Origin of the sequence: Rhizobium sp. WW_1, assembly GCF_003610155.1 — a bacterium.
Classification (GTDB): domain Bacteria; phylum Pseudomonadota; class Alphaproteobacteria; order Rhizobiales; family Rhizobiaceae; genus Rhizobium; species Rhizobium tropici_A.
The window spans coordinates 677,319-702,031 of sequence record NZ_RAIN01000001.1 but is presented as its reverse complement, the minus strand read 5'-3'; the positions used below and the strand labels follow the sequence as shown (position 1 = coordinate 702,031).

The 24,713-nt window shown below is 60.9% G+C and carries 24 protein-coding genes; 11 read left to right on the top strand and 13 right to left on the bottom strand.

The window, feature by feature from the left end; all coding sequences use genetic code 11:
• Nucleotides 1–112 precede the first annotated feature (112 nt).
• Entirely contained in the window at nt 113–1,063 is a 951-nt protein-coding gene (locus tag BJ928_RS03320; protein ID WP_245432241.1) for a GH25 family lysozyme, read from the bottom strand.
• Nucleotides 1,064–1,370: 307 nt separating this feature from the next.
• On the opposite strand from BJ928_RS03320, the gene BJ928_RS03315 reads away from it, so the two are divergent.
• Nucleotides 1,371–1,841 (top strand): BA14K family protein, encoded by a 471-nt coding sequence (locus tag BJ928_RS03315; RefSeq protein ID WP_047627770.1) that lies wholly within the window; start codon nt 1,371–1,373, stop codon nt 1,839–1,841.
• 69 nt (nt 1,842–1,910) lie between these two features.
• On the opposite strand, the gene BJ928_RS03310 is transcribed toward BJ928_RS03315, so the two are convergent.
• Entirely contained in the window at nt 1,911–2,912 is a 1,002-nt protein-coding gene (locus tag BJ928_RS03310) for a transporter (RefSeq protein WP_047627768.1), read from the bottom strand.
• A gap of 287 nt (nt 2,913–3,199) precedes the next feature.
• Here BJ928_RS03310 and BJ928_RS03305 point away from each other — a divergent pair, with 287 nt between their 5' ends.
• Both BJ928_RS03305 and BJ928_RS03300 read left to right on the top strand, forming a co-directional pair.
• Complete coding sequence (locus BJ928_RS03305; protein WP_047628774.1) at nt 3,200–4,978, top strand: acyl-CoA dehydrogenase; 1,779 nt, start codon at nt 3,200–3,202, stop codon at nt 4,976–4,978.
• A gap of 9 nt (nt 4,979–4,987) precedes the next feature.
• On the top strand, nt 4,988–5,740 hold the full coding sequence (locus tag BJ928_RS03300; protein WP_047627766.1) for a crotonase/enoyl-CoA hydratase family protein: 753 nt from the start codon (nt 4,988–4,990) through the stop codon (nt 5,738–5,740).
• A gap of 87 nt (nt 5,741–5,827) precedes the next feature.
• Here BJ928_RS03300 and BJ928_RS03295 read toward each other — a convergent pair whose 3' ends face one another.
• Entirely contained in the window at nt 5,828–7,078 is a 1,251-nt protein-coding gene (locus BJ928_RS03295) for a class I SAM-dependent RNA methyltransferase (RefSeq protein ID WP_047627764.1), read from the bottom strand.
• On the bottom strand, nt 7,075–7,815 hold the full coding sequence (locus BJ928_RS03290) for a TlyA family RNA methyltransferase (protein ID WP_047627762.1): 741 nt from the start codon (nt 7,813–7,815) through the stop codon (nt 7,075–7,077). The genes BJ928_RS03295 and BJ928_RS03290 overlap by 4 nt, the downstream gene beginning before the upstream one ends.
• Nucleotides 7,816–7,927: 112 nt before the next feature.
• On the opposite strand from BJ928_RS03290, the gene BJ928_RS03285 reads away from it, so the two are divergent.
• The 3 genes from BJ928_RS03285 (at nt 7,928) to BJ928_RS03275 (ending at nt 12,583) form a co-directional block, all read left to right on the top strand.
• The gene (locus tag BJ928_RS03285; RefSeq protein WP_047627760.1) at nt 7,928–8,935 is read left to right on the top strand and encodes a DUF4424 domain-containing protein; all 1,008 of its coding nucleotides are present in this window, start codon (nt 7,928–7,930) and stop codon (nt 8,933–8,935) included.
• A gap of 325 nt (nt 8,936–9,260) precedes the next feature.
• Nucleotides 9,261–11,204, top strand: coding sequence for a methyl-accepting chemotaxis protein (locus BJ928_RS03280; RefSeq protein WP_047627757.1), 1,944 nt, complete (start codon nt 9,261–9,263; stop codon nt 11,202–11,204).
• A 341-nt stretch (nt 11,205–11,545) separates the two neighbouring features.
• Entirely contained in the window at nt 11,546–12,583 is a 1,038-nt protein-coding gene (locus BJ928_RS03275) for a sensor domain-containing diguanylate cyclase (RefSeq protein ID WP_047627755.1), read from the top strand.
• A gap of 53 nt (nt 12,584–12,636) precedes the next feature.
• On the opposite strand, the gene dxs is transcribed toward BJ928_RS03275, so the two are convergent.
• The 4 genes from dxs to BJ928_RS03255 form a co-directional block, all read right to left on the bottom strand.
• A complete protein-coding gene (gene dxs, locus BJ928_RS03270; RefSeq protein WP_047627754.1) occupies nt 12,637–14,553 on the bottom strand; it encodes a 1-deoxy-D-xylulose-5-phosphate synthase in 1,917 nt (638 codons plus the stop codon).
• A 125-nt stretch (nt 14,554–14,678) separates the two neighbouring features.
• Nucleotides 14,679–15,602 (bottom strand): pirin family protein, encoded by a 924-nt coding sequence (locus tag BJ928_RS03265; RefSeq protein WP_047627752.1) that lies wholly within the window; start codon nt 15,600–15,602, stop codon nt 14,679–14,681.
• Nucleotides 15,603–15,673: 71 nt separating this feature from the next.
• Entirely contained in the window at nt 15,674–15,925 is a 252-nt protein-coding gene (locus tag BJ928_RS03260; protein ID WP_047627750.1) for an exodeoxyribonuclease VII small subunit, read from the bottom strand.
• A gap of 2 nt (nt 15,926–15,927) precedes the next feature.
• Nucleotides 15,928–16,869, bottom strand: a complete 942-nt coding sequence (locus tag BJ928_RS03255; protein ID WP_047627749.1) for a histone deacetylase family protein — start codon at nt 16,867–16,869, stop codon at nt 15,928–15,930.
• A 168-nt stretch (nt 16,870–17,037) separates the two neighbouring features.
• Between BJ928_RS03255 and BJ928_RS03250 the strand changes: the two genes are divergently transcribed.
• Nucleotides 17,038–17,439 (top strand): thioesterase family protein, encoded by a 402-nt coding sequence (locus tag BJ928_RS03250; RefSeq protein ID WP_047627747.1) that lies wholly within the window; start codon nt 17,038–17,040, stop codon nt 17,437–17,439.
• Nucleotides 17,440–17,498: 59 nt separating this feature from the next.
• Here BJ928_RS03250 and BJ928_RS03245 read toward each other — a convergent pair whose 3' ends face one another.
• The 3 genes from BJ928_RS03245 to BJ928_RS03235 are packed head-to-tail and all read right to left on the bottom strand — an operon-like array spanning nt 17,499 to nt 19,364.
• On the bottom strand, nt 17,499–18,056 hold the full coding sequence (locus BJ928_RS03245) for a BioY family transporter (protein ID WP_047628773.1): 558 nt from the start codon (nt 18,054–18,056) through the stop codon (nt 17,499–17,501).
• A 28-nt stretch (nt 18,057–18,084) separates the two neighbouring features.
• Nucleotides 18,085–18,687 (bottom strand): energy-coupling factor transporter transmembrane protein EcfT, encoded by a 603-nt coding sequence (locus tag BJ928_RS03240; RefSeq protein WP_047627745.1) that lies wholly within the window; start codon nt 18,685–18,687, stop codon nt 18,085–18,087.
• Nucleotides 18,687–19,364: an ABC transporter ATP-binding protein gene (locus tag BJ928_RS03235; RefSeq protein WP_047627744.1), complete on the bottom strand. Its 678-nt coding sequence runs from the start codon at nt 19,362–19,364 to the stop codon at nt 18,687–18,689. The genes BJ928_RS03240 and BJ928_RS03235 overlap by 1 nt, the downstream gene beginning before the upstream one ends.
• A gap of 107 nt (nt 19,365–19,471) precedes the next feature.
• On the opposite strand from BJ928_RS03235, the gene BJ928_RS03230 reads away from it, so the two are divergent.
• Genes BJ928_RS03230 through BJ928_RS03225 form a run of 3 tightly spaced genes read left to right on the top strand, consistent with a single transcriptional unit; the run spans nt 19,472 to nt 21,473 of the window.
• Nucleotides 19,472–20,662, top strand: coding sequence for a winged helix-turn-helix domain-containing protein (locus BJ928_RS03230; RefSeq protein WP_047628772.1), 1,191 nt, complete (start codon nt 19,472–19,474; stop codon nt 20,660–20,662).
• 57 nt (nt 20,663–20,719) lie between these two features.
• A complete protein-coding gene (locus tag BJ928_RS38700; RefSeq protein ID WP_156151428.1) occupies nt 20,720–20,875 on the top strand; it encodes a hypothetical protein in 156 nt (51 codons plus the stop codon).
• A 58-nt stretch (nt 20,876–20,933) separates the two neighbouring features.
• On the top strand, nt 20,934–21,473 hold the full coding sequence (locus BJ928_RS03225) for a GNAT family protein (RefSeq protein ID WP_120296452.1): 540 nt from the start codon (nt 20,934–20,936) through the stop codon (nt 21,471–21,473).
• Nucleotides 21,474–21,594: 121 nt separating this feature from the next.
• Here BJ928_RS03225 and BJ928_RS03220 read toward each other — a convergent pair whose 3' ends face one another.
• Nucleotides 21,595–22,056 (bottom strand): Lrp/AsnC family transcriptional regulator, encoded by a 462-nt coding sequence (locus BJ928_RS03220; RefSeq protein ID WP_183079356.1) that lies wholly within the window; start codon nt 22,054–22,056, stop codon nt 21,595–21,597.
• Between the two features lie 138 nt (nt 22,057–22,194).
• Here BJ928_RS03220 and BJ928_RS03215 point away from each other — a divergent pair, with 138 nt between their 5' ends.
• Nucleotides 22,195–23,439 (top strand): argininosuccinate synthase, encoded by a 1,245-nt coding sequence (locus tag BJ928_RS03215; protein ID WP_047627741.1) that lies wholly within the window; start codon nt 22,195–22,197, stop codon nt 23,437–23,439.
• A gap of 163 nt (nt 23,440–23,602) precedes the next feature.
• Here the strand turns inward: BJ928_RS03215 and ribB are convergent, their stop codons facing one another.
• Nucleotides 23,603–24,706 (bottom strand): 3,4-dihydroxy-2-butanone-4-phosphate synthase, encoded by a 1,104-nt coding sequence (ribB, locus tag BJ928_RS03210; protein WP_047627739.1) that lies wholly within the window; start codon nt 24,704–24,706, stop codon nt 23,603–23,605.
• Between the last annotated feature and the right edge of the window lie 7 nt (nt 24,707–24,713).

The following is a 24,713-nucleotide window of genomic DNA, read 5'->3' as shown; positions in this document are numbered from 1 at the left end:
TCGCCAAGCTAAAGCATGTCCCGCAAAAGTGTGCAGCGGTTTTGCGACAACGACGTGCGAAGAATCAAAGACCTGAAGCGCGAGGAGCGAATCTGAAGGATCGCTACGCGCTTTAGAAATCCTGGTAATTCAGCTCGTTGATTTCGACCGGCTTCGATTGTGGGGTCGAAGCTGTGACGACCGGGTCGATGTCGACCATGAGCGAAACGAGCGCCTGCCGCGGGCCGTTGCACATCTGCGCGAGCGCGATCGTCAGGTCCGGTGCAGGCAGGGGCTTGGCGGGCAAGAGATCACCCTGCGGCCAGATCTTGGCAAGCTGGACTTTCGTCATCGGCACGACATTCACGTCGATATCGGTAAGCGTGCCGGGTACGCGATAGGGGCAGCTTTTCTCCGAGCAATTATCCGACGAAGCAAACTGCCAGATGGCATAATTGTCCCAGTTGCCGAGCGGGAAGGTATCCTTCACATCCGGCTTGTAGCGCGCGTACCACAGCGGCAGCCGCGACAGCAGCGGATAGGTGCCCCGGTGATCGGCGATGTAGCGCGCCGTGTTGTGATTGACGTAGAGAATGGGGTAGCGCCCGGTCCTGACCTTGATGTGAGCAACGAAGATCTGCGCGTCGTCGAGCGACATGAATTGCGTGGCGTCCATGCCGTCTATGTCGAGCACCATCAGCTCGTCGGGCTGCGGATCGGCGTAGTCGAGAAAGTGATTGGCCTGGTCGATCGGATTGCCGGGCCGGCCCAGATGATAGGCGCCCCATAGCAGGCCGTTCGATTTTGCCAGAATGCGACGCGTCTGAAACAGCTCGCGGCTGACGGCGTATTTGCGCCACATCGTCCTGCAATGAGCCACCGTATCGCCACCATGATCACCGGTGCAACTGAAGCTTTCAGGTAGTCCGTCCGACGCCTTGGAGATGAAGCCGGCGATCCGCTTGTCCTGCAGAAACGCAGTCCAGTCGATGGTGTTTAGCTCGTAAGCATCGACAATCAGTGCATTTTTCGGATCGGTCCAGGGCTGGCTCTCGCCGGCCGAAGGCTTGGAGACCGGCCCCATCAGGGTCAGGATCGTCAGCAAGCTGCAAATGAGGAGGTTACTTTGCCGGTATCCTTTCATGAAATAACAGTAAGGATTGCTGGTTAATCTTGGGTTAAGAATGAAATCACTATAAATTCATCGTGGAGCCCCGCATAACTCCTTAAATTGGTAGGGATTTGAGGAACTGAATAACATGCTGTCGCGTTTCTTTCCGTCTACTCGGATATGCGACGAAGCAGACAGCGAAACCTTAATCGGGAAGCATTCCCGACATGAAACGCCTACAGGCTTGAGTCCCAAGTCGAACCAGGGAATGGAGATTAAAATGCTTGGTTTCCGTGCAAAAATCGCGACAGTCGCCATGACGGCTGCTGTTGCCTTGACGAGCTTCACACCGTCTTTTGCCATGCAGATGCCCGCCGCGCCGATCGTCAATCAGACTGCGCCCGCCCAGGCCGCCCCCGGCAACGTCGAACAGGTGCAGTGGCGCCATGGTGGCTACTATCGCCGAGGCTGGTATGGCGGCTACCGCGGTTATCGCGGCGGCTATCGTCATGGTTATCGCTATCACGACGGCTATTGGTTCCCGCTGGCAGCCTTCGGCGCAGGCGCGCTCATCGGCGGTGCAATCGCCAGCCAGCCGCGCTATTATGAGCCGGCTCCGGCCCCGAGCGCCGGCATCAATCCGCGCCATGTCGAATGGTGCGAGGGACGCTATCGTTCCTATCGCGCTTACGACAATACGTTCCAGCCAAATTCCGGCCCGCGCCGCCAGTGCTATTCGCCGTATTTCTAAGCAGCGTTTAGAGAAGTCTCGATGCCAGCCGTCCGGTTTCAGCCGGGCGGCTTTTTGTATGCTTTGCCATCAGAGAATGTTGACGCGCTTGAGCAGCCACCAGGCGAGCAGCATGGAGCCAATGATGAAGCCGATCGCATATCCGGTGCCGGCGGCGCCACCCGCTAGCGGCAGGCCGGATGTATTCATGCCGAAAAAGCCGGTCACCAATGTCGGCGGCAACAGGAACGCGGTCATGATTGACAGGACATAGAGATGCCGGTTGATCTCGGAGGCGAGTTTTGAATCGATCTCTTCGTGCAGCAGCCTGGCCCGTTCCTGCAACGCATAAATATCATGTTCTACAGCTTCCAGCCGGCCCGTCAGCCGCGCGGCGACATCCTCGAAGCCGAGCGGCATCTCTTCGTCGTCGGAGGCGCCCGCATGGCGCATCAAGGAAAGAACGGTCCGCAGATGGCGATGCAGGCGCACGATCGTCCTGCGCAGCGGCGGAAGCTTGGCGCGCTCGTCGCGCGACGTGTTGCCGTGGACGAAATCCTCGATGCCATTCAACTCTTCGCCGATCTCGATGACGACGGAGATCAAGGTCCGCTGGAATTCAACAACGATCAGCTCGAAAATATCCACCGGATTTGCAAATCGCGCCGCATTCTTTTCGATCAGCACGCGGGCCCTATCCAGGCTGCGGAGCGGCTGCAGCCGGCTGGTGATGAGCATGCGATCGTTGAATGCGAAATGCAGCCAGCCGATGTCATGGGTATTGTGGGCGAAGTCACGCTGGAAGTCGACCAGCGTGCCGAACAGCATTTGCTCGTCGACTGTAATCGCCGCATGTGTCTCATGCGTGGTCAGAGCGATGCGGGCGGCGTCGTTCAGTCCCGGCGCATCCTCGAGAAAGGCGGAAACCCGCGCATCCACGAGATTGAGATGCAGCCAGAGAAAACCTTCGTCGCTGAAGAGCGCCGAACGATCGATATCGTCGGGCAGGCGCTCCGGCTTGGCTGCACCTGGACGAAGACGATAGGCCCAGACGAAGCCGGGTATCGTATTGGCTGACGTGAGCGTGTTCATGGCGGTATCGTTCGCATTATCTGAACAGTTGCCTTAGTCTTCGTTCATGACGGTTGTTTATGCAAGTCCGTGCTTTCGCGGAATAATCGCGAACAAAAGCGCCAATGTCACAGTCATGCGGCGCGTACAAGGCGTATGTGGCCCTCGGGTTCGCGAGATAGTGGAAATCGATCGTCTTCCGATGTCAAAAATTGACGTTTACGTAAAAATAAACTAGCTATGGCCACACATGGCCGATGATCCGGGTGAGGCGGATCATTGCCAGCACCGATCCGGAGGAAATCATCATGTATAAGGCGCCTGTCGAAGAAATCGCATTCACGCTGAAACATGTCGCCGGCATGGAGCGCGCGATGGAAGACGGCATTCTCGGCGATCTCAGTGCCGATCTTGTCGATGCGATCCTGTCGGAAGCCGGGCGTTTCGCCGGCGAGGAGATGGAACCGCTTGCCGAGAATGGCGACCGGCAGGGTGCAAGGCTAGTGAACGGCAAGGTCGTTCTTCCCGATGGCTGGGAGCAGCTTTATCGCGATTGGATCGCCGGCGGCTGGAACGGCCTCACCGCGCCCGAGGATTTCGGCGGTCAGGGCCTGCCGCATATGCTGAATATCGCGGCGCTGGAAATGTGGAACTCCGCCTCGATGGCCTTCGGCCTTGCCCCGACGCTGACCATGGGGGCGGTCGAGGCACTCAGCGCGCATGGCAGCGAAGACCTGAAGAAGACATATCTGGCGAGGCTTGTCTCGGGCGAGTGGACGGGAACCATGAACCTGACGGAGCCGCATGCCGGTTCCGATGTCGGGGCTTTGCGCACGCGCGCCGAACGTCGCGATGACGGCACATATCGCATCTTCGGCCAGAAGATCTTCATCACCTGGGGCGACCACGAGGCGACGGAGAATATCATCCACCTCGTCCTTGCCCGCCTTCCGGACGCGCCCGCCGGCACGCGTGGCATCTCGCTCTTCCTCGTGCCGAAATTCCTCGTCAACGAGGATGGCTCGCTCGGCGCCCGCAACGATTATTTTGCCCATTCACTGGAGCACAAGCTCGGCATTCACGGCTCGCCGACGTGCACGCTCATCTTCGGCGATGGCAAATATGGTGCGGAAAAGGGTGCCGTCGGCTGGCTGGTGGGTGAGGAAAACAAAGGCCTTGCCTGCATGTTCACGATGATGAACAACGCGCGCCTTGCCGTCGGCATTCAGGGCGTGGCGATCGCCGAGGCAGCCACCCAGAAGGCCATCGCCTATGCCCGGGAACGGACGCAGGGCCGCGCGCCGGGGACGACTGCATCGGGCATGAGCCCGATCATCGAGCATCCCGATGTCGCCCGCATGCTGCTGACGATGAAGGCTTTGACGCAGGGCTCGCGCGCGATCTGCTACGCCTGCGCCCAGGCGATCGACATGTCGCATCGCGATCCGCAAAAGGCCCGCTACTGGCAGGAACGGGCAGCGCTGCTGACGCCGATCGCCAAATCCTTCTCCACCGATGCCGGCGTCGATGTTGCCTCGCTCGGCATCCAGGTCCATGGCGGCATGGGCTTCATCGAGGAGACGGGCGCAGCACGCCTGCTGCGCGACGCGCGCATCGCGCCCATCTACGAAGGCACGAACGGCATTCAGGCCATCGACCTCGTGACGCGCAAGCTGACGATTGCGGGCGGCGATCAAGTCCGCGGCTTGATTGCCGAGCTGCGAGATATCGCCCAGGACGTCGCCAAGTCCAATCTCGAAGGTTTTGGCGAAACGGCGCTTCGGCTCGAGGCGGCCATTGCCGATCTGGAAAAGACGACCGAGTGGCTGTTGTCGAAGCAGGCGGAAGGCGCCGTCGCCGAAGCTCTAGCCGGCGCCACGCCCTACCAGCGGCTTTTCGGCCTCGTGCTGACAGGTTCCTATCTGGCCAAGGGTGGGCTTGCCGATGCGGGGGACGGCGAGGGAGCCAAGCGCATCGCGCTCTGCCGCTTCGCTGTCGAAAATCTGCTGGCCGAAACCGCAGCCCTCTCCGATCGGGTCATCGCGGGTGCCTCCAGCCTCGAAGCCGCCCGCGCCGCATTAGCCTAAGGAAAAGCCATGACCGACCACATTCTGATTGAACGCCCCGAGACCGCGCCACACGTCCAGGTCATCCGGTTCAACCGGCCGGAAAAGAAGAACGCCATCACGCGCGCCATGTATCAGACCATGACCGATGCGCTGAAGGCGGCGGAAGCTGCACCTGAAGTCCGCGTCCACGTCTTCCTCGGAACGGAAGGCTGTTTCTCGGCCGGCAATGACCTCGCCGATTTCCTGGCCTTCGCCATGGGCGGCAACATGGGGCGCGAAGTCTTCGATTTTCTCGTCGCATTGGCGAATGTTAGAAAGCCAGTCGTCTCCGGCGTCGACGGTCTGGCGATCGGCATCGGCACGACGATCCATCTGCATTGCGATCTGACGGTTGCTTCGGATCGTAGCCTGTTCAAGACGCCTTTTGTCGATCTCGCGCTGGTTCCGGAGGCGGCCTCGAGCCTGATCGCTCCGCGTGTGATGGGCCATCAGCGCGCCTTTGCTCTGCTTGCTCTTGGCGAAGGTTTTTCCGCTGCTGCCGCCAAGGAAGCCGGCCTGATCTGGAAAGTCGCAACGCGGGAGGCGGTGGAAGCCGAGACTCTGTCGCTGGCATCAAAACTTGCCGCCAAGCCACCAGAAGCCCTTCGCATCGCACGCGACCTGATGCGCGGATCGCCGGATACAGTCCTCGACCGCATCCAGAAAGAAGCCGAGCATTTCGCTGCCCAGCTGAAAAGCGCCGAGGCCCGCGCGGCTTTCGAGGCCTTTATGAAGCGGTGAGTAATTCACCCGCCCTTATGGGGAGGTGCGAAGCCCAAAGGGCGTAGCCTCGAACCACGAGGTCAGCCAGGGAGCCTGCGGTCAAAGTTACTTCTCCAGCGCCGCGACCACCTCGACATGCGAGGTCCATAGGAACTGGTCGATCGGTGTCACGCGCGTAATGCGATAGCCGCCCTCGACCAGCAAGGCGAGGTCGCGGGCGAGCGTCAGCGGATTGCAGGAGACGGCGACGATCTTCTTGACCTGGGATCGGGCAAGCTCCTTGCTCTGGAATTCTGCGCCGGCGCGCGGCGGGTCGAAGACGACGGCGTCGTAGACTTTCAGTTCCTGCATCATCAAGGGCCGGCGGAAGAGATCGCGCCGCTCGACGCTAACGGGCTTCAGCCCTTGCGTGTTACGGGCAGCGTGATCCAATGCCGCGAGCGGCTTGTCTTCGCTTTCGACCGCATGCACGCGCCCGATCCGTGCCAGGCGAAGCGAGAAGGTGCCGCTGCCGGCGAAGAGATCGGCGATGCGTTTGGCCTTGCCGACATGGGTTGCCACCAGCTCGGCCATGGCATCCTCTGCCTGCTTGGTCGCTTGCGTGAAGGCGCCGGGCGGCGGGGCAACCTGCACACCGCCGAAATCGATCATCGGTTTTGCCGGCTCCACCAGGATCTCGCCGTTCAGCGATACGCGCGCGATGCCGCGAAGCGACAATACGGTTTCGACCGTGCTGCGGCGCTGCTTGTCCGAAAGCGATTTGATGCCATCGACGGCCAGATCGAGTCCGGTCAGGGTCTCCAGCACCGAAATGCGGAAAGCTTCGGCATTGATGGCCATCGCTGCCGCGATGGCTTTGATGGCCGGCAAGCGCGTCATGATGCCGGTAGAGGCAATGGGACATTCCTCGATGGCGACGATGTGATGGCTTTCGGCCTGGTTGAAGCCGATCAGCATGTCCTTCTCGGTCTTGCGCGCGGCGAAGACGACCCTGCGCCGCTCGCCCGGATGCGCGGCGATGATATCGTCAACCTCGGGCGTCAGGCCTTTCGAGCGCAAGGCATCGACGACGAGCTGGCGCTTGAAGGCGCGATAGGGAGCATCGGCATAGTGCTGCAGGGTGCAGCCACCGCAGGTGCCGTTGATGCCATGCGGGCCGAAATGCCGACAGTGCGGCTCCTGGCGATCCGGCGAGGCGGATGCGATCGACATCAGCGTGCCCTGGCTTTTCACCCGCGCGATGGCGACGGTTTCGCCCGGCAGCGTGAAGGGTACGTAGATTGGCCCGTCCGCGCCTTGCGCGATGCCGTCGCCCTGGCCGCCGAGCTTCTGGATGGTAACGTTTTCGGTGCTCATGGCTTGATCCCTGCGAGAAGAAATTCCTGGTTGCCGTCGCCGCCCGCGATCGGCGAGGCGATGAGGCCGAGGCTCTGCCAACCCATGTCTTCGGTGAACCAGCGCTCGAGTTCGGCGGCAACGGCCGGAGCGGAGGAGGGGTCCTTCAGGAGGCCGGCCTTGCCGATCGCATCGCGGCCGGCTTCGAATTGCGGTTTGACCAGAAGGACAGCCCGCGCGCCCGGTGCGGCAAGAACGAGTGCCGGAGCTAGCGCCAGCTTCAGCGAAATGAAGGAGACATCGGAAACGATGAAGGTGAAAGGTTCGCCGATATCCTCGGCGGTCAGGTTGCGCGCGTTCAGACCCTCGATATTGGTGACGCGCGGATCGGCCGCTATGCGCGAATGCATTTGATCGTGACCGACATCGATTGCCGTCACATGGTCGGCACCGCGCTCCAGCAGCACCTCGGTAAAGCCGCCCGTCGATGCGCCGACGTCGAGACAGTGCTGGCCCTGTGGATCGAGGCCGAAATGGTCGAGCGCCGCCACCAGCTTCAGCGCGGCGCGCGAGACGTAATCCTGCGCGGGATCGTCGATGCTGATATCGGCATCTTCGGCAAAAAGTGCGCCCGGCTTCGTCACGATCTTGCCGTTCACCGTCACCGTGCCGCGTTGGATGGCATCGCGAGCGCGTGAGCGGCTGGCGAAGAGCGAGAGGGTAACGAGGAGCTGGTCGAGGCGTTGCGGTTCGGACATCTGCTGTCCATGCCGGGCAATGCATTATGTTGCAAGCCTTTTATGCCGATATCGACATTGACGCCGGATCGCAGCCGGAGATAATCGCCGATATCAACGGGGCAAGGGCACCATGCGAGAGATCGTAGGCTATGCGGCATTAATGGCGATGTTCGCCGCTCCTGCTTTTGCGAACGACACCATGGCCGAGCTGAGCACGGGCGGCCTCGCCTATGTCCGCACCGGCGATGTCAGCATGGCCGAGGAAAAGCTCTTCATTTCGCAGGCGGAAGTACGTGTCGATTACGTCTTCGAAAACACCTCCGACAAGGATGTCGAAAGCGTTGTCGCCTTCCCGATGCCTGATATCAAGGGCGATATAGACAGCATGGTCGACGCCGGAGATGTGGATTCCGACAATTTCCTCGGCTTCACCGTGACGCAGGACGGCACGGCGATTACGCCAACCCTGCAGCAGCGCGTGTCGGTGGCCGGTGTCGACATGACGGATGAGCTGAAGGCGCATGGCGTTCCCCTGTTGCCGCTGAGTAAGGCAGCGGCGGATGCCGTCGCCAAATTGCCGCTCGACGTGCTTGAGGATTGGACCGCCCGTGGTCTGATCGCCGATGACGAATACGACAATGACGGCCAGGGCATGAAGCATCATCCGACGCCGATGTGGACGCTGCACACGACTTATTGGTGGCGTACCAAGTTCCCGGCCAAGGCCAGGATTGCCGTCGAACATCGCTACAAGCCGAGCGTCGGAGGCACCGTCGCCATCACCTTTGCCGGGGACGAGGACTATCAGAAGCAGCAGCTGGAGGCTTATCGCAGCAAATATTGCCTCGACGAGACTTTCCTGAAGACAGCGGCCAAGCTTGCCGCCGTGGCCGACAAAGGCGGCCGGAGCTATACCGAAAACTGGATCTCCTATGTGTTGACGACGGGCGCCAACTGGTCGGGTCCGATCAAGCATTTCGAGCTGACGGTCGATAAGGGCAGCCCTGAGAACTACATCAGCTTTTGCGGGACCAATGTTAAGAAGACCGGCCCAAGCACCTTTCAGATGACGGCGCAGGATTTCTATCCTGAGCACGATCTGAATATCCTGATCCTTGCTGCCGCGACCGTGAACTAGGGCAACTCCAGCAAAATGCGCGGCGCGATCTTGTGTCGGGAATTCCATGAAGACAAAGCGGTGGAGCGTTTCCGAGACGCCGCTTGAGACGGAAGTGCTGTCGGATCGCTGGGCCGTCTTGGCAAATTAAATAAATTTAAAGCCGAAGCCTCTACTCATGCCGGGGATTGCGGTGATCCGTTTTCGAGGTCGCCGCCTGCCATGAAGGCTTCGCGCGTCCGCGTCCCAATCATGCCCTCCCTGAATTCTTCGAGCATCGGCCGCATTCCTCCCAATCGCGGCCAGGTGATGCTCGCCAGGACCGGCGCTCAGGAGGCGCTCGCTCATGTTTGCGAAGAAACTCTCGTTGAATGGCAAGCTTGCCATTACGTTTACGGCCCTGATCGCCATTTTTGCCTGCGTTTCCGCGTTCATCTATGCGAAGCAGGAGGTTTCGGCCAGTGCCGCCGCCGAGCAGGCGCAATCGCAACAGCTCGTCGGTCTGATCGACGACTCCCTGCAGGCGATGCTGGAACAGGCCGTCAATCTGCGTGGCTTCCTGCTTCTGCGCAGCGACAGCACCTTTGGCGATATTTTCAATAATCGCGAACGCATGCTGAAAAGCATCGCCGCCGCCAAGCAGGCCGCGGCCGATTCTCCGGATCTGCTGCAGGCCATCGACAATATGCAGAAGGCGGCCGATCTCTACTTCCATCAGCTGGCGGAGCCGCAGGCGAAGGCCCGCAAGGAGACCGAGATGCCGCTCGACCAGATCGTCAAGATCGGTCAGAACGAAACAAAGGGACAGCTCGACGGCTTCCGCGAGGCCGCGGCCAAGATCAAGCAGGCTGCCCGCGCCAAGGCCAGCGATCTGGCCGCCGTGCAGGATGATGCCAATGCCGATCTGCGCCTCACCCTGATCGTGGGCGGCATCTTCGCATCGCTCGCCGCCGCCCTGCTTGCCTGGCTGCTGTCGCGCATGACGGTGCGCCCGATCGTCGGCATGACCGCTGCGATGGGCCGATTGGCAAACGGCGAGCACGATGTCGAAGTTCCGGCCGTCGGCCGCGGCGATGAAATCGGCCGCATGGCAGATGCGGTCCTCGTCTTCAAGCAGGCGGGTATCGAAAAGCTGCGCCTCGCCGGCGAGACCGAGCGCATGCGGGGCGATGCCGAATACCAGCGTCTGGCAAATGACGAGCGGAAAGCGCGCGAAGAGGGTGAAATCCGTTTCGCCATGGAAGCGCTCGCCGGCGGCCTCTCCGCCTTGTCGTCAGGCAATGTCGCAACCCGCCTTCACACCGGTTTCGCGCCGCAATTCGACAGCGTTCGCGCCGACTTCAACAATGCGGTCGAGAAGCTCGAGGCAGCCTTGCAGTCCGTCGGCACCAATGCCCGCGCCATCAATGCCGGCGCCGACGAGATCCGTTCAGCCGCCGACGATCTGGCGCACCGCACGGAGCAGCAGGCTGCCGCGGTCGAGGAGACGGCCGCTGCACTCGAGCAGGTCACGACTACGGTTCGCGACTCCGCCAAGCGCGCCGAGGATGTCGGCCATCTCGTCGAGCGCGCCCGCCTTGGCGCGGAGCGCTCCGGTGAAGTGGTTCGCAAGGCCGTCTCGGCCATGCAGCAGATCGAAAGATCCTCGGGCGAAATCAGCAGTATCATCAGCGTCATCGACGATATCGCCTTCCAGACCAACCTTCTGGCGCTGAATGCGGGTGTCGAGGCAGCCCGCGCGGGAGATGCCGGCAAGGGCTTTGCCGTCGTTGCCCAGGAAGTGCGTGAGCTGGCTCAGCGCTCCGCCAATGCCGCCAAGGAAATCAAGTCGCTGATCACGACGTCGAGCGATCAGGTCCATACCGGCGTGTCGCTCGTCGGCGAGACCGGCAAGGCGTTGGAATTGATCGTCTCCGAAGTACAGGAGATCAACCGTCATGTCGGCGCGATCGTCACTGCGACCCGCGAACAGTCGACCGGCCTGCAAGAGATCAACACGGCAGTCAACAACATGGATCAGGGCACGCAGAAGAATGCCGCCATGGTCGAGGAGCAGACCGCTGCAAGCCATGCGCTCGCCCGCGAAGCTGCGGCCCTCAACGAGCTGCTTCAGCAGTTCCGTCTCGGCAATGCCGCGCAGGCCGCACCCGTGCGGCCGGCCGCGGCAACGCCACGCTCAAGGCCGGTCGCTTCGCCGGCCCGCGCGTTGGGCCATACCGTTGCCAAGGCATTTGCCGGAAAGGCGACAGCGACGGCCGCCGCCGCGCGGGACGACTGGGAAGAATTCTGAGCTCTGACCGATCACCGGCCTGCGGGAATATTTCCGTAGGCCGGTGCACCGCGAATCACCTTCGTGAATTCTACCGGCCCGTCGCTTCGCGGCGGGCCTCGTCGTTTTTTGCACAGCTTATATAAGGCCGTCCTCCGCCAAAGCTTGTCCGAGTTTGGGGCAGCCGCACCGCAGCCGGGAGGCTCTTTGCCCCGTGGAACAGGGCGTTCGGGTCAGGAGCGTGTTTTCGGGCAGTCATCCTTTGGTCAAGATCTATTAAATATTTGATCGGCAGCGGGCTTGCTCTGAGCGATGAACCGCCATTTCTATAAAACGCAGGATGACCGCCGAGGGAGATTCGAATGGGACAGCTCGTCCGAGTTCCGGCCAACGAGACACAAAGACTTCTGGCCGTACGCTCCCTGAATGCGATTCACAGCAGTCCGACTCCGGAGCTCGCGATCCTTGCGGAACTGGCAAGAGGCGTGTTCGAGACACCCTATGCGGCGATCAACATCATCGATGAGGACTGGCAGCGTATCGCAGGGCAGGCGGGCTTGAAGATCGCTGAATGCTCCCGCGATATGTCGATCTGCACACGGGTCGTTTTCGACGACGAAATGCTCGTCATCCCCGATCTCGCAGACGACCCGGAGTTGGGAAACTTCTCTTTCGTCATCGAAGATCCGCGGTTCCGTTTTTATGCGGGCGCACCCGTGCGGCTGGAAGGTGGCTTGCCCGTGGGCGCTTTCTGCATTCTCGATCAGAAGCCGCGACAATTCTCGCCAGACGAAGAGCAGAAGCTGACACGGTTTGCACAGATCGCTGGCGCACTTCTGCGGCTACAGAAGACAAATCTGCTGATGGGGATAGCCGAGAATGGCTTGCGCACGGCCGCGATGACGGACCCGTTGACCCGTTTCCTCAATCGCTCGGCGCTTGAGGCGATCGTCGATGGCGCGCTGAGCACGGCGGTTGCAACCGGCAGCAATTTCGGCGTCCTCTATCTCGACATGGACGGCTTCAAGTCGATCAATGATCGCTTCGGTCACAATGTTGGTGACGAGGTTCTGTGCGAGGCTTCGGCGCGCATTCGTTCGGTCGTCCGCGCGGACGATATCGTTGTGCGCATGGGAGGCGACGAGTTTGCGATCTTCGTTCCGGATTCGCCCGACAGAAATGCGCTTGTGGCCCTGTCCGAACGGTTGCTTGCCGCCTTCAGGACGCCCTTTGCGGTGGACGGCGTGTCTATCTTCGCAAAGCTCAGCATCGGCGCTGCGCTTGCGCCGCACGATGGGGCGACGCGGGCGTTGTTGTTGAGGAATGTCGACTCAGCGCTTTATCAGGCAAAGGCCGCCGGCCGCGATCGCGTCGCGGTCTTCAACGTGCTTGATGCCTGATATGTCCGGACCTGATGGCATCAGGCAGCGGTAGAGCCGCTTGATTCTGGTGCTTACGCAGTTGCCTCGACGATACGGCCGTGGCCGAGAGCGCGGAAGACCGTCTGGACGATGCCGACGCGATCGAGGCCGGCCATCGCGTTCATGGCTTCGGGCTTGGCCTGTTCCACCCAGATATCGGGCATGACGAGCGAACGCACCTTCAGCCCGTGGTCGAGCAGACCGTCATTCGCAAGGAAATGCATGACCTGACTGCCAAACCCGCCGACGGAGCCTTCCTCGATGGTGATGAGGATCTCATGGTGGGCGGCAAGCTGGCGGATCAGGTCGTGATCGAGCGGCTTGGCGAAGCGTGCGTCCGCAACCGTCGTCGAAAGTCCGGCAGCATCGAGATCCTCTGCCGCGAGCAGGCTATCGGCCAGGCGCGTACCGAAGGAGAGCAGAGCTACCTTCGAGCCTTGCTTGACCACACGTCCCTTGCCGATCTCGAGGATCTGGCCGCGTTCCGGCAGATCGACGCCGACGCCTTCGCCGCGCGGATAACGGAAGGAGATCGGGCCGAGATCATAGGCGGCGGCGGTGCGTACCATATGCTTGAGCTCCGCCTCGTCAGCCGCGGCCATGACGACGAAGCCCGGCAGCGTCGCCAGGAAGGCGGTATCGAAGGAGCCGGCATGCGTCGGGCCATCGGCGCCGACGAAGCCGGCGCGATCGATGGGGAAGCGGACCGGCAGGCCCTGGATTGCCACGTCATGCACCACCTGGTCGTAGGCGCGCTGCAGGAAGGTGGAATAGAGGGCGGCAAAGGGCTTGTAGCCTTCGGCTGCAAGGCCGGCCGCGAAGGTCACGGCATGCTGCTCGGCGATGCCGACATCGAAACAGCGCTTGGGGAAGAATTCCTGCAACTTGTCGAGGCCGGTGCCGTTCGGCATGGCGGCGGTGATGCCGACGATCTTCTCGTCGAGCGTCGCTTCCTGCACCAAAGCGTCCGCAAAGACGCTTGTATAGCTCGGCGCATTCGGCTTCACTTTGGTCTGCGCGCCGGTGATGACATCGAACTTGTTGACGCCATGATATTTGTCGGCAGCCGCTTCGGCCGGGGGATAGCCCTTGCCCTTCTGCGTCACGACATGGATCAGCACTGGTCCCTGCGCATTGTCGCGCACATTGCGCAACACCGGCAGCAGGTGCTCGAAGGAATGACCGTCGATCGGGCCGATATGGTAGAAGCCCATTTCCTCGAACATGGTGCCGCCGGTCACGTAGCCCCGTGCGTGCTCGACCGCCCGCGTGATGGCGCGATCGACCTTCTTGCCGAGATAGGCGGTCAGCTTCTTGCCGAAATCCCGGAAGCCCATATAGGTACGGCCGGAGGCGAGGCGAGCGAGATAGGCGCTCATAGCTCCCGTCGGCGGGGCGATCGACATGTCGTTGTCGTTGAGGATAACGATCAGCCGCGCATCGAGCGCGCCGGCATTGTTCAGGGCTTCATAGGCCATGCCGGCCGACATCGCGCCGTCGCCGATGACGGCGATGACGCGGCGGTCGGTCTTGTCGAGCTCGGCAGCCACCGCCATGCCGAGACCGGCGGAGATGGAGGTCGATGAATGTGCGGCGCCGAAGGGGTCGTATTCACTCTCGGCCCGGCGCGTGAAACCGGAAAGGCCGCCTTCCTGGCGCAGCGTGCGGATTCGGTCGCGACGCCCGGTCAGGATCTTGTGCGGATAACACTGATGCCCGACATCGAAAATCAGGCGATCGTTCGGTGTATCGAAGACGCTGTGGATGGCGATCGTCAGCTCGACGACGCCGAGGCCGGCACCGAGATGTCCGCCGGTGCGCGATACCGCATCGATCATCTCGTCGCGCACTTCGCGGGCGAGCTGCGGCAATTCCCGGTCCTCCAGCTTTCGCAGGTCGGAAGGATATTGGACCTGGTCCAGCAGTGGCGTCTTTGGCATTTGTGTCAAGGCTGATGCCTCTTTCTTGCTATTCTTGGGCGACCGTCCGCCTTTACTTCAAAACAGATTGCGACAAAAGACGCCGAATTCAAGGTGATCCCGAACAAGAAACATGTGGGATTGTTATGAACCCGTTAGCCTTCCGGCAGAGGAATGAACTCTTCTTCGTCGCCCGGCACGATATCGAAGCGGCCGGTGCGCCATTCCTCCTTGGCCTTTTCGATGCGCTCCTTTGAGGACGAGACGAAATTCCACCAGATATAGCGCTTCGAATTGAGCGCCGCACCGCCAAAAAGCATGAGATGACAGCCTTTTTCGGCGGCTTCCAGCGTAATCGCATCGCCGGGACGGAAAACGAGGAGTTGATCCTGTTCGAAACGGTCGCCGGCGACGATGAGCGAACCGGAGAGAATATAGACGGCGCGCTCCTCGTGCGCTGCCCCAAAAGGAAACGTCTTGTTCGGCTGGAGCTGCAGATCGACGTAAAGCGTATCGGAGAAGGATTTGACCGGCGATTTCAGGCCTTCGAATTCGCCGATGACAACGCGTCCGGTCACTCCGCCATCGGCGATGACAGGCAGATCGCCTTTCTCCGTGTGCGCGAATGCGGGATCGATCTCTTCCTTATCGTCAGGCAGGGCGAGCCAAGTCTGCAGGCCGGACATGGCGAAGGGATGGTCGCGCAGGTTTTCCGGCGTCCGCTCGGAATGCACGATGCCGCGCCCGGCCGTCATCAGGTTGACGTCGCCGGGGCGGATGACCTTGGCCGTGCCGAGGCTGTCGAGATGGCGGATCTCGCCGTCGAACAGGTAGGTGACGGTGGAAAGCCCGATATGCGGATGCGGGCGGACATCGACCGCCTGGCCGGGCCGGAAAATTGCCGGGCCCATGCGGTCGAAGAAGATGAACGGCCCGACCAGCCGCCGCCGGCTGCTCGGCAGCGCGCGGCGTACGGAAAAACCGCCGAGGTCGCTGGTGCGGGGAATGATGAGGTTCTCGATCGCGTCGCAGGCGAAGGCGTCACCGGCCTGCGGATCGTTGCCTGGGAAGAAGGACATATCGGTTCTCCTTTCGGTTGGACCTCAACCTACCGGGAATATTCCTCAAACTCAAATTTTCCCGTCCGCCATCAGGCGCCATCAAGAGGTTCGGTGCCCTGAGGCTTGCCGGTGCGGTCGAGCCGGATCTTCTCGATGCGGTTTTCCGCGGCCGAAAGCAGTGCTTCGCAATGCTTCTTCAGCGCTTCGCCGCGCTCGTAGATGGCGATGGATTCGTCCAGGGCCACATCGCCGCGTTCAAGGCGGGCAACGATGCTTTCAAGCTCCGCCACGGCCTTCTCGAAGGAATAGCCCGAAACATCTGCCTTGGCGTTCTCGCTCATTATCAACCTCTCATCATGCGTAGAATATGCATCCCCGCCGACTCGGCGAGACCTTCCAGATCATAGCCGCCTTCGAGCAGGCTGACGACCCGGTTCTTGGCGCTGCGGTCGGCAACCTCGAGCAGCCGCCCCGTCGCCCAGTCGAAATCCTCGCCCGTCAGGTTCAATTGCGCTAGGGGATCGCGGTGATGGGCGTCGAAACCGGCCGAGATGATGATGAGATCCGGGCTGAAGTCTGTCAGTGCCGGCAGCACGCGCGATTTGAAGGCCTCGCGGAAATGGTCGCCGCCCGTATTGGGCGAAAGCGGTGCGTTGACGATGGTGTTGTGCTCCCCACGCTCGTCCTTCTTGCCGGTGCCCGGATAGAGCGGCATCTGATGGGTGGAACAGAAGAGGACGGAGGGATCGTCCCAGAAAATATCCTGCGTGCCGTTGCCGTGGTGCACATCCCAGTCGACGATGGCGACGCGTTCGGCGCCATGGGCCTTTTGCGCGTGGCGCGCGGCAATCGCGGCATTGTTGAAGAAGCAGAAGCCCATGGCCTTGGTCTTCTCGGCATGGTGTCCGGGCGGGCGGGCCGCGACGAAGACATTGTCGGCAGCCCCGGAAAAGACGTCATCGACCGCCGCCATGGCGCCGCCGATACCGTGCATGATCGCCTGCAGCGTCTTCGGGCTGGCATAGGTGTCGGCTTCGAGCTGGTTGATCTCACCCTCGTCGCCTCGGTCCGGCATCGATCGCAGCACGAAATCCAGATGTTCTTCGGGATGCGCAAGCAGGATCGCGTCCTCATGGGCGGGCGGCGCCTTTCGCCGGTCCAGCCGCTCGAAATTCGGGTGCTCCAACGCGATGTTCAGCGAGCGCAGCCGATCCGGTCGCTCGGGATGGCCAGGCGGAACAATATGTTCAAGAAAGATCGGATGTTCGTAAAGACGTGTGCTCATGGGACCAACCTATAGATGAGGTGTGACGCCTATTAAAAGGACATGGACCATGTCACTACAATGTCAACAATCCATCTTAACCACTTTGGCATGGCGCCGTTTACTTATCGAGGCGCGGTGTTAAGCTTTCATTAAGGTCAGTATGGCGTCGGCCAGGGTTGTTGCGTTATGGCGAGAGTAGAACGATCCGATGTCATCGAGGTAAGGGTGCCGCCGCGCGATGTCGACCGGCACGGCCAGATGTTTATCGCCTCCTACATCTCGCAGGCGGAAACCGCGCTTTCGAATTTCTGGCGCACCCGGCCGCTGGTCGACGACGAACCCATCTACATTGCCAAGAAGGCGTCGTGCTCTCTGCACCGCGCCTTGCATTATGACGATCTCGCCCGCTTCTCGGTCAGCGTCAACAAGATCGGCGGCAAGTCGATCGGTTTCATGGTCGCAGTCGAAACCGGCAACGAATTGGCGGCGGAGGTTGAAATTCTCTGGATGGCGGTGCGTGGCGACGAGCACGACCCGGTTTCGCTTCCGGAAGATACGCGTGACTGGCTCTATAAATATCTGGCCTGAGAGCTGCTAAGCGGCGCGTCGTTGCCGCAAAACCGCTGCGCACTTTTACCTGCCGTGCCTTAGCTCCGCTGCGGCAACAGCGGATAGCCCACCATCACCGCGCGGCCGACGAGGGCTGCGACGACGGCCTTGACGACATCGCCCGGCACGAAACCCAGCGACCCGAGAAAGGCTTTGCTGAAGCCGACATTAACGGCAAGCCAGGCGATGCCGAACGCATAGAGCACCACCACGCCACCGGCGACGGCGGCAATGAAGAAGCCGACGCCTTGGACGAGACCGCTCTGTTCCGGTTTCACCAGCTGCTCCGACAGATAACCGGTGACGAAGGCTGCGAAAATCCAGCCGACAAAGAAACCGGCCGTCGGGCCTGCAAACACCGCAAGGCCGCCGCGACCGCCCGACAGGACAGGCAGGCCGATCGTCACGAGCACGACCACCAGTAACACCGCGATCGTACCGCGCTTGGCGCCAAGGACCACGCCGGCAAGCATGACGCCGAGCGATTGGGCGGTGATCGGAACCGGGATGATGCCGATCGGGATCGGCGGCAAGAGGCCGAGCGCCACGATGATAGCGGCAAACAGCGCCGAGAGGACGAGATCGCGGGTGTTCATGACGGCTCCTTCGGAAAAAGACCTATGTTCATTGACGCCGAATGCCGCGCGCGTCAATCGCGGCGGCGATATTGTCCGCATCTCGCAGTGTCAGGATGATGAGCGGCGTAAGCGTCGTCGCCAGGCGAACCTTGATCCCGCGCGCCTGATGCGCTTCACGGATAGCATCATAGCGATCGAGGATTTCCGGCACGAAACGGATGACGAGGCCGATCGCAAGCCCGATATCGGCGGCCTTGAGCAGGCCAAGCCTTTCGAGCGGCATGGCGAGCGCCGTGATCTCATCAATGAAAGCTGACATCGATGTCGTCGCCGTCACGGTTGCGGCAAACAGTGCGAGCGCCGTCAGGCGTAGCGCAGTGACGATCGCCGCGTGCAGCGGGCCGACGAGGGCGGCGAAAATCGCGAGGACGGCAATCGAGATGAAGATGGGTCGCAGCCGCTTCAACGCTTCTCCAAATGGCAGGCCGCTGCGAAGATAGACGGCTGCACCGACAAGGTTTGCGCAGGCCAGCAGGGGGATGGATTGGGTCAGGAAGAGCAGGACGCCGAGTGCGGTCAGCGCGAGCAGTTTTACGCGCGGCGAAAGCCGATGCAGCCAGGTATCGACATCGACATGCAATGTCTGCATCAGGCGGCCAGCTCCCTGTAACGCGCAATCGCTTCCCCCGCGGGCGCATCGGCGAGGAGCCGACCCTGATCGAACAGCAGCACCCGCTCGAAATCCTCGAGCAGCGGCAGATCATGGCTGATGACGATGACGCTTTCCGGCAGGCCCATGACGGTCTTCTGCACCAGCGCCCGGTTCTTCAGATCGAGCTGGTTGGTTGGCTCGTCGAGAATGAGGATGTCGGGACCCGTTACCAGCACCGAGCAGAGGGCCGCCATCTGCAACTCGCCGCCGGAAAGCTCATGCGCGCGCCGCGAACCGAGATGGCTGGCGCCGAAGCGCCCGAGAACGCCTTCGACCGCTGCATTGATCTTCGCCTTGTCGTATCCGCGCGCTTTCAGCCCATAGGCGATGTCGTCGCGCACGATAGGCAGGATGATCTGGTTCTGCGGCGACTGGAAGATATAGCCGACCTTGCCAAGCACCTTGGCGGCATCGCTGACCGTGTCGAGGTCATTGACGGTGACGCGCCCCGTCGTTGGCTTGACGAGCCCGTTGATCAACCGTGCAAAGGTCGTCTTGCCGGAACCGTTGAGGCCGATCACGCCGATGCGGCGCTCCCGAAGCGTCAGGCTGAGCGGCGACAGCGCAGTACGCGCGCCGTAATTGACGCCGGCATTGTCGAACCGAATATCCAAGCGGCTTTCCTATTCCGTGGCACAGTCGCGGAGCTATAGCGCATTGCGTCGATTTATCAAATCAACGCCTCTTTGAAAGCATGGGAATTTATGCCTATGATCGCGCCATGACGAATCTGCTCTCGAATCGCGATGCCCGCCGCGTGTTCCTTGCCAAGCAGGGGCTCGCCAATCCACCGAACCGCGCCTTGACCAAGGCGGGCCTGCTGCAACTCATCCACGACATCGGCTTCGTGCAGGTGGACAGTATCGCCACCGTCGAACGCGCCCATCATCAGATCTTGTTTTCTCGCAACCAGACCTATCGGCGCGAGCATCTGACGGAGCTTCTGGAAAAAGACGGCGCGCTCTTCGAGAACTGGACGCATGACGCCTCCATTCTGCCGAGCGCCTTCTTCGTCTATTGGAAGCACCGTTTCCGCCGCGAGGACGAGGCGATCATCGCGCGCTGGCGCAAATGGCGCGGGGAGGGCTTCGAGGATGCCTTCGAGGAAACCTACGAGCGCGTGCTGAAGAATGGCGCGATCACCGCGCGCGAGGTCAAGGCGGAGGATCATGTCTCCGGCGGCTGGTGGAACTGGCATCCCAACAAGACGGCGCTCGAATATTTCTGGCGCACCGGCAAGTTTGCGATTGCCGGTCGCACCAACTTCCAGAAGGTCTATGATCTCGTCGAACGCGTGCTGCCGAGCCATTTCCATGAGCCGGAAGTCGAGCACGACGAATTCGTCGATTGGGCCTGCCGCAGCGCGCTGCAGCGCCTTGGCTTCGCCACCTCCGGCGAGATTGCCGCCTTCTGGGATCTGGTGACGCCGCAGGAAGCCAAGATCTGGGTCGAGACGCATCGCGACGAACTGACCGAAGTGCTGATCGAACCTGCCGGCGGCGGCAAGCCTCGCCCTTCTTTCGCCTATCTCGATTTCCACGACACACTCGACAACCACGCCGAAGCGCCGGCACGCATTCGCGTTCTCAGCCCCTTCGATCCGACCTTGCGCGATCGCAACCGCACCGAACGCCTCTTCGGCTTCTTCTACCGCATCGAAATCTTCGTGCCCGAGCCGAAGCGCGAGTACGGCTATTATGTCTTCCCGCTCCTGGAAGGAGACCGTCTGATCGGCCGGATCGACATGAAGGCTGACCGCAAGGCAGGCACCCTTGACGTCAAGCGCCTGTGGCTGGAGCCTAGCGTCAAGGCATCGGCTGGCCGGCTGGAGAAGCTGGAAGCCGAGTTGGAACGCGTCGCCCGCTTCACCGGCGTTGAAAAGGTTGTTTTTCTCGAAGGCTGGCGGGGATGACTACCTCCCCCTTGAGGGGGGAGGTCGCGCGAACGCGCGGGTGGGGGTGACAGTTGGTTGACTGAGGTGGCCGAAGCGATCACCCCACCCCGGAGCTTCGCTCCGACCCTCCCCCTCAAGGTGAGGGTGGCGTCAGCAGATTTCCGCTTTGGTGATCTTGATGCCGAATTTTTTGAAGCCGACATGACGTTGCTTGCTGTTGCCAATCTGTAGCAAAATCACTTCCTGGGGTTCCAGCTAGGCGTCAAACAGAGGGGAGGGGCCATTGTCGTTGCCAATTCTCGAAGGCCGCAATGTCAGGCTCCGTCAGCCATGTGACGGAGATGCCGATGTGCGTTTCTCCTTGGGCACGAATGCCGAGATTTCGGAAATGTACGGTATCAACAAGGAAGACATCAAGCCTGTGACCAGAGAGGGCGCGGCTAGATGGGTACAGCTGTTTGCCGAGCGCCCATATGCCTGGGTCATCGAAATCAACGGAGTCTTTGCCGGAGAAATCAGACTGGACAACGTCAACGCGCTGGACAAGCGCGCGACGATGGCCATCGGCATCAGCAATCCCGCCTTGCTCGGCAAAGGTTTTGGCACCGAAGCGATCACTCTTCTGCTGCAGCACGCCTTTGGCGACATGGGGCTGCATCGCATCGGAATACGCGTGCTCGCCTATAACAAGCGTGCCATCCGCGCCTATGAAAAGTGCGGCTTCATCATCGAGGGACGGGAGCGTGAGACGGCTTACGTCAACGGCAGCTGGCACGACGACATCATGATGGGCCTGCTGGATCGCGAGTTTTTGTCAAAGGGATTGTGAGGTCGTTGTGAAAGCGGTCTTGCAATGCCATCGCCTAAAATGCTTGCGGTAGGGCAAAAGCGGATGCGCCGCGCTTTATTTGGTCTATCAAAAATCAAAGTGTAGGGGGTTACTTGCCTGCCTATCTCACCGGCAATTCATAGCTGTGTTTCAGCGTTTCCATCGGCACATCCGTCTTGACGTTCAGCACGCTGGGGATACGGGTCAGATAGTCGGCCTGGAAGCGCCAGTAGCTATGCAGGTCCGTGGTGACGATCCGCAGGATTGCATCGCACTCCCCGGTCGTCAGGTGGCATTCGACCACTTCCGGAAATCGCCGTATGGCCTCGCCGAACTGAACCGTTATCTCGGCGTCCTGCGTCTTGAACCAGACGCGCGCAAAGACGGTAAGACCAGCGCCGACTTTTGTGGGATCAAGCACGGCAACATAGTGGTCAATAACACCAGCTTCCTCCAGCAACCGTACCCTGCGCAAGCAAGGCGAAGGCGACAAGCCGACCTCCTTGGCCAATTCCACATTGGAGATACGCCCATTTCGCTGAAGCACTCGCAAGATACGGCGATCGATATCATCCAGATTCATTGGCGCTTTAAGCCTCATAATCGAGGAAATTTGGCACTTTATGCCAAATTTCGCTGTCTGCTCGCTTTCTTCGCAAGGTCATTGCGTAGTGGTTAGCTTAACATTCCATCCATCCAATACGAAGATGGAAACGCAATCATGCCGAAAAAGCTCAAGAAGATCGTGCTCTCCTATTCAGGCGGTCTCGATACCTCGATCATCCTGAAATGGCTGCAAGAAACCTATAAGTGCGAAGTGGTGACCTTCACCGCCGATCTGGGCCAGGGCGAGGAGCTGGAACCAGCAAGGAAGAAGGCCGAGATGCTGGGGGTCAGGGACGTCCGGATTGTGGATGTCCGCGAAGCGTTCGTGCGCGACTTCGTTTTCCCGATGTTCCGCGCCAATACGCTTTACGAAGGCCAGTATCTTCTTGGCAGCTCCATTGCCCGTCCGCTGATCGCAAAGCATCTTGTCAGCATTGCCCAGGAGGTCGGCGCCGATGCGATTGCCCACGGAGCGACCGGGAAGGGCAATGACCAGGTCCGCTTCGAGCTGACCGTCAATGCTCTTGATCCTTCGATCGAGATTGTCGCCCCATGGCGCGAATGGGCCATTCAGTCCCGGGCGCAACTGATTGATTATGCCGAAAGGCATCAGATCCCCATCCCCAAGGACAAACGCGGGGAAGCGCCTTTCTCGATCGATGCAAATTTGTTGCATACCTCGACCGAAGGCAAAGTGCTCGAAGATCCCGCCGATATCGCGCCGGATTACATCTATCAGCGCACGGTCGATCCTATGGATGCACCCGATCTGCCGGAGGCCATCACCATTGGCTTCGAGATGGGCGATGCAGTTTCCCTCAATGGTGAGAGGCTGTCGCCGGCCGCGCTGCTAACTTTACTCAACGAATTCGGTGGTAGGCATGGAATTGGCCGGCTCGATCTCGTTGAGAACCGCTTTGTCGGCATGAAATCGCGCGGGGTCTACGAGACACCCGGCGGTACGATTTTGCTGGCGGCTCACCGGGGGATCGAGTCGATCACGCTGGACCGCGCAGCTGCTCATCTGAAGGATGAGATCATGCCGCGTTATGCGGAGCTGATCTACAATGGCTTCTGGTATTCACCGGAGCGGGAAATGCTGCAGGCGCTGATCGATATGAGCCAAACCTATGTGACCGGCGAAGTGACGGTCAGACTCTACAAGGGGTCGGCGAGCGTCATCGCCCGCAATTCTCCTCATTCGCTCTACTCCGCCGACCTTGTCACTTTCGAGGAAGGCTCGGGCAGCTACGACCATCACGATGCCGAAGGATTTATCAAACTCAACGGGTTGCGCCTTAAGAACTGGGCCGCACGTAATAGCAAATCGGGCCAGCAAGGCTGGGCGCAAAATTCATAAGCGCAGCGGAAATGAGCCGGGCTTGAGGAAGCGGACTGCATCAACACCTCCCTCTTGAGGGGGGCGGTCGCGCGGGTGACAGTTGGTTGAGCTCGGCAAGCCGCAGCGATCACCCCACCCCGGAGCTTCGCTCCGACCCTCCCCCTCAAGGTGAGGGTGAAAGTCAGCAGATTTCCGTCTTGGCGATCTTGATGCCAAAACCTTCGAGGCCGACATAGTGGCGTTCGCGGCTGGTGAGCAGCTTGATCGAGCTGACGCCGAGATCCTTGAGGATCTGTGCGCCCAGGCCGATTTCCAGCCATTCGCTGTCGCGTGTCTGGGCTTCGGCATGAGCCTCGCGGCCAGCCTGGCGCGATTTGCGGCCGTTGTCGATATGGCCGACGCCGACGGAGCCTTCGCGCAGATAGACGATGATGCCGCGACCCTCTTCGGCGATCTTCTTCATGTAGAAATCGACCGGGCTGTTCTTGCCGAAAATGTCCTCGGCGACGTTTTCCGGATGCAGGCGGACCGGGATGTCGATGCCGTCGCGGATATCGCCGAAGACGACGGCGAGGTGCTGCATCGGGTCCCAGGGCAGCGAATAGGTATGGGCGCGCGCCTTGCCGAACGGCGTCTCGACATCGAAGCTGGCGCCGAGTTCGATCAGCGTTTCCTTGCGCTGGCGATAGGCGATGAGGTCGGCGACGGAGACGAGCTTCAGCCCGTGCTGCTCGGCAAAGCTCACCACCTGCTGGCCACGCGTCACCGTGCCGTCGTCATTGACGAGTTCGCAGATGACGCCGATCGGCGGCAGGCCGGCAAGCTTGCAGAGATCGACGGCGGCTTCGGTATGGCCGGAACGCATCAGCACGCCACCCTCGCGGGCAACGAGCGGGAAGATATGGCCGGGACGGACGAAATCTGTGGGACCGACATTCGGGTTGGCGAGATTGCGCACCGTCAGCGTGCGATCGTCGGCGGAAATGCCCGTCGTCGTGCCATGCTTGAAGTCGACCGATACGGTGAAGGCTGTGGTATGCGCGGAATCGTTTTCCGCCACCATGGCGTTCAAGTTCAGGCGCTTGGCCTCCTCGCGCGGCATCGGCGTGCAGACGATGCCGGAAGTGTGCCGAACGATGAAGGCCATCTTGTCGGGCGTGCAGTGAACGGCGGCGACGATCAAGTCGCCTTCGTTTTCACGGTCGTTATCGTCCATGACGACGACGATCTCGCCGGCCTCGAAGGCCCTGATAGCATCGACAACACGCTTCTGGTCGTAAGGCATCTCGAAA

Bases quoted from the DNA above. Each gene is read 5' to 3' on its own strand.
- BJ928_RS03250 (WP_047627747.1), top strand. From the start codon at position 17,038: ATGGCGAGAGTAGAACGATCCGATGTCATCGAGGTAAGGGTGCCGCCG.
- BJ928_RS03240 (WP_047627745.1), bottom strand. From the start codon at position 18,687: ATGCAGACATTGCATGTCGATGTCGATACCTGGCTGCATCGGCTTTCG.
- BJ928_RS03280 (WP_047627757.1), top strand. From the start codon at position 9,261: ATGTTTGCGAAGAAACTCTCGTTGAATGGCAAGCTTGCCATTACGTTT.
- BJ928_RS03215 (WP_047627741.1), top strand. From the start codon at position 22,195: ATGCCGAAAAAGCTCAAGAAGATCGTGCTCTCCTATTCAGGCGGTCTC.
- BJ928_RS03275 (WP_047627755.1), top strand. From the start codon at position 11,546: ATGGGACAGCTCGTCCGAGTTCCGGCCAACGAGACACAAAGACTTCTG.
- BJ928_RS03245 (WP_047628773.1), bottom strand. From the start codon at position 18,056: ATGAACACCCGCGATCTCGTCCTCTCGGCGCTGTTTGCCGCTATCATC.
- BJ928_RS03290 (WP_047627762.1), bottom strand. From the start codon at position 7,815: ATGTCCGAACCGCAACGCCTCGACCAGCTCCTCGTTACCCTCTCGCTC.
- ribB (WP_047627739.1), bottom strand. From the start codon at position 24,706: ATGCCTTACGACCAGAAGCGTGTTGTCGATGCTATCAGGGCCTTCGAG.
- BJ928_RS03310 (WP_047627768.1), bottom strand. From the start codon at position 2,912: ATGAACACGCTCACGTCAGCCAATACGATACCCGGCTTCGTCTGGGCC.
- BJ928_RS03255 (WP_047627749.1), bottom strand. From the start codon at position 16,869: ATGAGCACACGTCTTTACGAACATCCGATCTTTCTTGAACATATTGTT.
- BJ928_RS03320 (WP_245432241.1), bottom strand. From the start codon at position 1,063: ATGGGGCCGGTCTCCAAGCCTTCGGCCGGCGAGAGCCAGCCCTGGACC.
- BJ928_RS03300 (WP_047627766.1), top strand. From the start codon at position 4,988: ATGACCGACCACATTCTGATTGAACGCCCCGAGACCGCGCCACACGTC.
- BJ928_RS03295 (WP_047627764.1), bottom strand. From the start codon at position 7,078: ATGAGCACCGAAAACGTTACCATCCAGAAGCTCGGCGGCCAGGGCGAC.
- BJ928_RS03265 (WP_047627752.1), bottom strand. From the start codon at position 15,602: ATGTCCTTCTTCCCAGGCAACGATCCGCAGGCCGGTGACGCCTTCGCC.
- BJ928_RS03305 (WP_047628774.1), top strand. From the start codon at position 3,200: ATGTATAAGGCGCCTGTCGAAGAAATCGCATTCACGCTGAAACATGTC.
- BJ928_RS03315 (WP_047627770.1), top strand. From the start codon at position 1,371: ATGCTTGGTTTCCGTGCAAAAATCGCGACAGTCGCCATGACGGCTGCT.
- BJ928_RS03230 (WP_047628772.1), top strand. From the start codon at position 19,472: ATGACGAATCTGCTCTCGAATCGCGATGCCCGCCGCGTGTTCCTTGCC.
- BJ928_RS03285 (WP_047627760.1), top strand. From the start codon at position 7,928: ATGCGAGAGATCGTAGGCTATGCGGCATTAATGGCGATGTTCGCCGCT.
- BJ928_RS03260 (WP_047627750.1), bottom strand. From the start codon at position 15,925: ATGAGCGAGAACGCCAAGGCAGATGTTTCGGGCTATTCCTTCGAGAAG.
- BJ928_RS03220 (WP_183079356.1), bottom strand. From the start codon at position 22,056: ATGAATCTGGATGATATCGATCGCCGTATCTTGCGAGTGCTTCAGCGA.